Source organism: Streptomyces sp. W16 (assembly GCF_033194735.1).
Classification (GTDB): Bacteria; Actinomycetota; Actinomycetes; order Streptomycetales; family Streptomycetaceae; genus Streptomyces.
In genome coordinates this window covers 1-6,635 of the sequence record NZ_JAWOAI010000523.1, presented here as the reverse complement: position 1 = coordinate 6,635, position 6,635 = coordinate 1, and the positions used below count along the sequence as shown (strand labels likewise).

The 6,635-nt window shown below is 71.0% G+C and carries 8 protein-coding genes; 5 read left to right on the top strand and 3 right to left on the bottom strand.

Going from position 1 to position 6,635, the window contains the following annotated elements:
- The first annotated feature begins 75 nt into the window (after positions 1-75).
- A complete protein-coding gene (locus tag R6V09_RS42545; protein ID WP_317886843.1) occupies positions 76-324 on the top strand; it encodes a hypothetical protein in 249 nt (82 codons plus the stop codon).
- 32 nt (positions 325-356) lie between these two features.
- On the opposite strand, the gene R6V09_RS42540 is transcribed toward R6V09_RS42545, so the two are convergent.
- Complete coding sequence (locus tag R6V09_RS42540) at positions 357-1,511, bottom strand: cystathionine gamma-synthase (RefSeq protein WP_317886842.1); 1,155 nt, start codon at positions 1,509-1,511, stop codon at positions 357-359.
- 140 nt (positions 1,512-1,651) lie between these two features.
- On the opposite strand from R6V09_RS42540, the gene R6V09_RS42535 reads away from it, so the two are divergent.
- The 4 genes from R6V09_RS42535 (at position 1,652) to R6V09_RS42520 (ending at position 4,888) form a co-directional block, all read left to right on the top strand.
- Positions 1,652-2,770, top strand: coding sequence for a hypothetical protein (locus tag R6V09_RS42535; RefSeq protein ID WP_317886841.1), 1,119 nt, complete (start codon positions 1,652-1,654; stop codon positions 2,768-2,770).
- Between the two features lie 157 nt (positions 2,771-2,927).
- Positions 2,928-3,596, top strand: coding sequence for a peptide-methionine (S)-S-oxide reductase MsrA (msrA, locus tag R6V09_RS42530; RefSeq protein ID WP_317886840.1), 669 nt, complete (start codon positions 2,928-2,930; stop codon positions 3,594-3,596).
- On the top strand, positions 3,593-4,189 hold the full coding sequence (locus R6V09_RS42525) for a DUF3885 domain-containing protein (RefSeq protein WP_317886839.1): 597 nt from the start codon (positions 3,593-3,595) through the stop codon (positions 4,187-4,189). Before msrA (R6V09_RS42530) ends, R6V09_RS42525 begins: the two co-directional genes overlap by 4 nt.
- A 126-nt stretch (positions 4,190-4,315) precedes the next feature.
- Positions 4,316-4,888 (top strand): DUF4291 domain-containing protein, encoded by a 573-nt coding sequence (locus R6V09_RS42520; RefSeq protein ID WP_317886838.1) that lies wholly within the window; start codon positions 4,316-4,318, stop codon positions 4,886-4,888.
- Here the strand turns inward: R6V09_RS42520 and msrA (R6V09_RS42515) are convergent, their stop codons facing one another.
- On the bottom strand, positions 4,889-5,401 hold the full coding sequence (gene msrA, locus R6V09_RS42515; RefSeq protein ID WP_317886837.1) for a peptide-methionine (S)-S-oxide reductase MsrA: 513 nt from the start codon (positions 5,399-5,401) through the stop codon (positions 4,889-4,891).
- Positions 5,402-5,639: 238 nt separating this feature from the next.
- Positions 5,640-6,635 (bottom strand): FAD-dependent monooxygenase (locus tag R6V09_RS42510; protein ID WP_317886836.1); only part of this gene is annotated, 996 nt, incomplete at its 5' end.

Sequence of the window (6,635 nt, the reverse complement as noted above, 5' to 3'; positions counted from 1 at the left end):
CCGATCTCGCGGCTCCGAAGGTGGCGGGGGCAAAGGTGGCGCCGTCATGAGGCCGCCGAGCGGGGGTACGCGCGCGTGAACAGGCCCGAGCGGGAGGCGGCCGTGCGGCGGATCATGGAGCGGACTCCGCCGCAGGTGCCGCCGGAGCTGTACGCGGACGTCGTACGCCGCGGCGGCCGGATGCTGCGCCGCCGGAGGGCCGCCCGGCGGCTGATGTGGCTGCTGCTGTGCGCGGCGGTCGTGGCGTTCACCGTGTGGGCGCTGATGGTGCATCCCTGGGTGGAGCCGCCGTCGGAGACGACTCCACCGCTGACGGGCTGGTGAGGAACCGGCGCTCTCGCCGTCGGGCATAGGCCCTAGCCCAGGGCCTGCTGCAGGTCCTCCAGGAGGTCCTGCACGTTCTCGATGCCCACGGAGAGGCGGACGAGGTCGCCGGGGACCTCCAGGGCCGAACCGGCGACGGACGCGTGCGTCATGCGCCCCGGGTGCTCGATCAGCGACTCGACGCCGCCCAGGGACTCGCCGAGCGTGAACACCTTGGCGCGGTTGCAGACCTCGACGGCCGCCTCCTCGCCGCCCTCGACCTGGAAGGAGACCATGCCGCCGAAGGACCGCATCTGCTTGGCGGCGATCTCGTGACCGGGGTGCTCCGGGAGGCCCGGGTAGAGAACGCGCGTCACGCGCGCGTGCCGGGTGAGCATGTCGGCGACCTTGGTGGCGTTCTCGCTGTGCCGGTCCATGCGTACCGACAGCGTCTTGGCGCCGCGCAGCACGAGCCAGGAGTCGAAGGGCCCGGCGACCGCACCCATCGCGTTCTGGTGGTAGGCCAGTTCCTCGCCGAGCGCCTCGTCGGCCGCGATCAGCGCGCCGCCGACCACGTCCGAGTGGCCGCCCATGTACTTGGTCAGGGAGTGCACGACGACGTCCGCGCCGAGGGCCAGCGGCTGCTGGAGGTAGGGCGTGGCGAAGGTGTTGTCGACGACGAGCTTCGCGCCCGCGTCCCGGGCGATCTGCGCGACGACCGCGATGTCGGTGATGCCGAGCAGCGGGTTGGAGGGGGTCTCCACCCAGACGACCTTGGTCTTCGGGGTGATGGCGGCCCGTACCGCCGCCGGGTCGCTGGTGTCGGCGACCGACCACTCGACGCCCCACCGGGAGACGACCTTCGCGAAGAGACGGAACGTGCCGCCGTACGCGTCGTTCGGGATGACGACGTGGTCGCCGGGGCTGAGCAGCGTACGCAACAGGCAGTCCTCGGCCGCCAGTCCGGACGCGAACGCGAGTCCTCGGCGACCGCCCTCCAGGGCGGCGAGGTTCTCTTCCAGGGCGGTCCTGGTGGGGTTGGCGCTACGGCTGTACTCGTAGCCGCCGCGCAGACCGCCGACGCCGTCCTGCTTGTAGGTCGAGACCTGGTAGATCGGCGGGACGACCGCGCCGGTGAGGGGATCGGCGGTGTTGCCCGCGTGGATCGCGAGGGTCTCGAAGTGCTGACTGATGTGCCTGTCGCTCATGGGGCCGAGCGTAGTGCGCTCGCGGAGCGAACGGCGATCCGGAGGTTTTCCACAGGGTGGCGTGGCAGAGCGGCGGTCGTTTTCCACAGGGTGGTGGGCCGGGTTGGCCAATTGTCGGACCCGTCTGGTTCGCTTGAGGCATGGAGATTCTCTGGGTCCTGATGGCGCTGCTCATGATGGGCTTCGTGCTGATCCCGTTCCTGCGGCGCAGGCGCGGGATGATCGAGCAGGTCTCGCCGGGCCACCCGGACGCCGCGGACCCGGCGACCTACGGCTTCGTGCGCGAGGAAGAGCTGGACATCCGTATGCCCGGACCCGACCAGGACCTGCTGGACGTCCTCGACCTGGTGCAGCGCACGCAGGACTACCGCGCGGCGATGCAGTTGCTGGCCGGCACCGAGATCGCGGGCGAGCTGCGCTGGCAGCGCGTGCAGGCCTTCGCGGGCGCCGCCTCGCTGGAGCTGCAGCAGCGGCCCGGCGGGGTGAGCGAGGCGCCGGGCGGGCAGTGGCTGCGGGTGTGGCGGGCCGAGCACCCGAAGGACGCGGGCGGCGCGGCCGTGCACGCGGAGTTCCTGGTGCAGCAGGCGTGGCGTACGTCGACGCGGGGGACGGACGAGTTCCGGATCATCATGGAGGAGGCGCGGGACGCCTGCGGGCAGGCGGCGCTGCTCTCCCCCGGTGACCCGGTCCCGTACATCGTCGAGTTGTCGGTGGCCCGTGGACTGACCTATCCGCAGCCGGAGTTCGAGCAGTTGTGGCTGAAGATCCTGGACCGTGCGCCGGCCCACATGGGAGCGCATCTGGCGGCCCTGCACTACTGGTGCGAGAAGTGGCACGGCTCGCGTGAGCTGGCGAACTCGTTCGCGGAAGCCGCCGCCGCGCGGGCGCCGCAGGGCTCCCTGCTCGCCGCGATGCCGCTCTTCGCGGTCTTCGAGCACCTTCCCGAAGTGAATCTGGTCAGCAGCTTCTACCAGAGCGAGGTCGTGGAGAAGGCGATCCACGGCGCGCTGTTCGCTGTCCACGCGGCCCGCCCCGACGACCCGATGCTGGCGCATGTCCGCCATCTGCTGGTCTTCTTCCTGGTCCGCGCGGAGCGCTGGTCCGAGGCGATGAACCAGCTCATACACATCGACGGCCACGTCGGAGCGCTCCCGTGGACCCTGTCCCCCGACCCGGCGGCGGAGTTCGCGGTCTACCGGGCGCTGGCGGTGGCGGGCTACGAGGCGAACGGCGGGAGTCCGGCGAGCCTGCCGCACTGACGGCCGGGGGCTGCGCTCAGGGCCGGGGGCCGCGGGGACCGGCAGGGGGCTGGCGGGGGCCTCAGGGCCGCCGTATGCGAAGGCGCGGGACCGGAATTCTCGAAGACCGTTGCCCGTTGACACTCCGGACTCACCCTGAGGCCCGTTGGGAGAGCGCATGTTCCTGCACAGTCGTACACCCCAGCTGCCGACCCCCGAGCAGGCTCTGCAGGGCCGGCCGGAGCGGGTGTTCGCGGTTCCCGACCGCCACGTCGTCCTCGGTACACCGTTGCTCGGCCCCTACCCCGAGCACCTGGAGGTCGCCGACTTCGCGCTGGGCTGCTTCTGGGGTGCCGAGCGCAAGTTCTGGCAGCTCCCGGTGGGCGTGTGGACGACCCTGGTCGGCTATCAGGGCGGCTACACCGAGAACCCGCACTACGAGGAGGTCTGCTCGGGCCTGACCGGCCACACGGAGGCGGTCCGCGTGGTCCACGACCCGGCGCTGATCTCGTACGAGAAGCTGCTGAAGACGTTCTGGGAGTCCCACAACCCGACGCAGGGCTTCCGCCAGGGCAACGACGTGGGCACCCAGTACCGCTCCGCGATCTACCCCCGCACCCCGGCCCAGACAGCCGCGGCGGAAGCCTCCCGCGCGGCCTACCAACGGGTCCTCACGGGCTCGGGCTTCGGGACGATCAGCACGGAGATACTGCCGGCGGAGGGGCGGGTGTTCTACCCGGCCGAGGGATATCACCAGCAGTACCTGGCCAAGAATCCGGCGGGGTACTGCGGGATCGGCGGGACCGGGGTGTCCTGCCCGATCGGTGTGGCGTCGGCCGAGGGATGAGCGGCGAACTCGACAGGGACCGTCTGTCCGCGCTGTGGCAGCGCCAGTTCCCGAAGGGGCCTCCCGTCGCCCATGAACTGCGCGCCGCCTACAGCGACCGCTGGGTGCGCTTCCACAGCCTCCCCGGCTCGAAGCGCTATCCGGAGACCGAGGACGAGTACGCCGTCGTCCTCCATCGGTACAACACGGTCCTGGACGAACTCTTCGAGGGCACCGACGTCCACGTCATCACCGTGGCCTGGTCCTGGGAGGAGCCGGACGGGGCGGAACTCCCGCCGCGACGGCGGGAGGTGCACCCTGAAGGCACCCGATGGACGACGTTGGCCCACGAGGACGACCCGGACCTCGAGTTCCACAGCTACACCCACCTCTACGCCGACCGCCGCCCCTGGCGGCCGGGGGCGGTCGACGGCATCCTCCGCGAGGTCGCGGACGACGTGCTCAGCGGAGTGATCATCAGCGACAGCGGACTCACCCGTCTCCACCATCCCTACGACGGCGGCGCTGACGTCATCGCGACGAACCCGGAAGAGCGGGACCGACTGCGCGAGAGCCACCGTGACTGGCTGCCCCGAAACCCGAGCGGCCTCTGAACAGAACCAGGGGCGACCGGTCACTTACCGATCGAGGGTCGAGTGCCCCGCCCGCCACCCGGCACCTTCCACCCGCCGTAGAAAACCAGTAGCCGCCCAGCCCCACCCGCCCCCACCCTGTACGCCATGGAAGAACCGCACCGCCAGATCCGTGCGGTCCACTCGGAAACCACGATCACCGTCTACCAGGCGTACACCCCGGACATCGGCCTGGCCGCCGTCCGCGAGGGCCGCTTCCCGGTCGCCTGGAAGCGGGAGCGCATGACCTGGATCAAGCCGTCGTTCCTGTGGATGATGTACCGCTGCGGCTGGGGTACGAAGGCGGGGCAGGAGACCGTCCTGGCCGTCGAGATCAGTCGCGACGGTTTCGAGTGGGCCCTGCGCCACGCCTGCCTGTCGAGCTACGAACGCGGGGTGCACCCCGACCGCGCCACCTGGCAGCGTCAGCTCAAGAGGGCACCCACGCGTGTCCAGTGGGACCCCGAACGGGATCTGCATCTACGGCCTCTGCCGTACCGGTCCTTGCAGCTCGGCCTCTCCGGAGAGGCCGTACGGCGCTACGCCGACGAATGGACGGTCGCCATTCGTGACGTGACGCCGTTGGCTCACGAGATACACGCGCTCGTCGGCGGCGATGAGCTCGACGCGGCGGCGCGGCTGCTGCCCCGGGAACGTGCCTACCCCACGGTGGGGGGTTAGTCAGCCCTCCGTGCGGGCCGGCAGGCGCCAGCCGGGGCGGGGGAAGTGGCAGGTGTAGCCGTCCGGGTATCGCTGCAGGTAGTCCTGGTGCTCGGGCTCGGCCTCCCAGAAGGGGCCGACCGGCTCCACCTCGGTGACGACCTTGCCCGGCCACAGTCCGGAGGCGTCCACGTCCGCGATCGTGTCCTCGGCGATCCGCTTCTGCTCGTCGTCCACGTAGTAGATCGCCGAGCGGTAGCTGAGGCCGATGTCGTTGCCCTGGCGGTTCTTGGTGCTCGGGTCGTGGATCTGGAAGAAGAACTCCAGAAGCGCTCGGTAGTCGGTCTTCTCGGGGTCGTAGAGGATCTCTATGGCCTCCGCGTGCGTGCCGTGGTTGCGGTATGTCGCGTTCGCCACGTCACCCCCGGTGTATCCGACGCGGGTCGCCGTCACTCCCGGGAGTCGGCGGACCAGCTCCTCCATCCCCCAGAAACATCCGCCCGCCAGCACGGCCCTCTGCGTCTGCGCAGCCATCGCGATCCCTCCACTTTCTGTCGGATCGGTCACCCACAGTCCACAACGCACGAGGACGCCCCGCGATTCCGTACCCGTACGACCGGGCCACCAGGCCACCGGGTCACCAGGTCCCACGCTGATCCGGGCACCCTGGAAATTCAGATGCGTGACCCGGCGGACGACACCCGGGGTATGGAGCTGGTGACAGCCGCCTACGACGGACTCAAAGGTCTACGGGCCTGACCGGACCGACGGGCTACAGACCTGACCGGATCGACCAGGCCTCGGCAAAGGGACCGAACCTGTTCTCGGCCACCTGGGCCGCCATACGGGCGTTGCGGGCCCGGGCCTCGGGGCCGTCCGGGAGGTGGAAGTCCTCGCCCGCCCGTGCGGAACCGGTCTGCGCGCTGGTGGCCGTGGCAAGGCGTCGCCGTACGTAGGTGTCGAGGGCGGCGGGTATCCCGGCCGGTGTCGTGCCCGCGACCGTGTCGCCCAGTACGGCCGCGTCCATGATCGCCTGGGCGGCGCCCTGTGCCGCGAACGGCACCATCGCGTGGGCGCTGTCGCCCAGCAGGGTCACGCGTCCGGTGTTCCAGCGGGTGAGCGGGGCGCGGGCGTGGAGGCCGTAGCGGAAGACCTGGCCGGTGCGTTGCAGGATGCTGAGCACGCGGGGGTTCCAGCCGGCGAACTCGCTTGTCTGCTCGCCCGGTTCGGCCCGGGCGGTCCAGGATTCCTGGGCCGCGTCGGTGCGGAACACGGCGACGACGTTGAGGAGTTCGCCGCGGCGCACCCCGTAGTGGACGAAGTGCCGGTCCGGGCCGAGCCAGACGCCGAACGGGGGCAGGTCCAGGTCGGTGACCTCGTCGGCCGGGAGCAGGGCCCGGTAGGCGGCGGTTCCGGAGAACACCGCCTCGTCCGGGCCGAAGAGCCACCGGCGGGCCGCCGATCGCACCCCGTCCGCCGCTACGACCAGGTCCGCGCTCAGGCGTTCCCCGCTCGCCGTCGTCACCCGGGCCGACTCGTCGTCCTGGTCGATTCCCACGGCCGCGGTGTTCAGGTGCACGCAGCCGGGCGGCACCGCGGCGGCCAGCGCGTGGTGGAGGTCGGCCCGGTGGACCTGCAGCTCGGGCGCGCCGAACTCGTCCTCGGCCGCGCGGCCCAGTGTGCAGCGGCAGATCTCGGTGCCGTCGGACCAGGTGCGGAAGCTCATGTGGGAGGGGCGGGCGGCCTGTGCGGCGACCGCGTCGAGCAG

What these genes read in the sequence shown, in the direction of transcription:
- R6V09_RS42540 (WP_317886842.1), bottom strand. Translation starts at nt 1,511, where the DNA reads ATGAGCGACAGGCACATCAGTCAGCACTTCGAGACCCTCGCGATCCAC.
- msrA (WP_317886837.1), bottom strand. Translation starts at nt 5,401, where the DNA reads ATGGCTGCGCAGACGCAGAGGGCCGTGCTGGCGGGCGGATGTTTCTGG.
- R6V09_RS42520 (WP_317886838.1), top strand. Translation starts at nt 4,316, where the DNA reads ATGGAAGAACCGCACCGCCAGATCCGTGCGGTCCACTCGGAAACCACG.
- msrA (WP_317886840.1), top strand. Translation starts at nt 2,928, where the DNA reads ATGTTCCTGCACAGTCGTACACCCCAGCTGCCGACCCCCGAGCAGGCT.
- R6V09_RS42525 (WP_317886839.1), top strand. Translation starts at nt 3,593, where the DNA reads ATGAGCGGCGAACTCGACAGGGACCGTCTGTCCGCGCTGTGGCAGCGC.
- R6V09_RS42535 (WP_317886841.1), top strand. Translation starts at nt 1,652, where the DNA reads ATGGAGATTCTCTGGGTCCTGATGGCGCTGCTCATGATGGGCTTCGTG.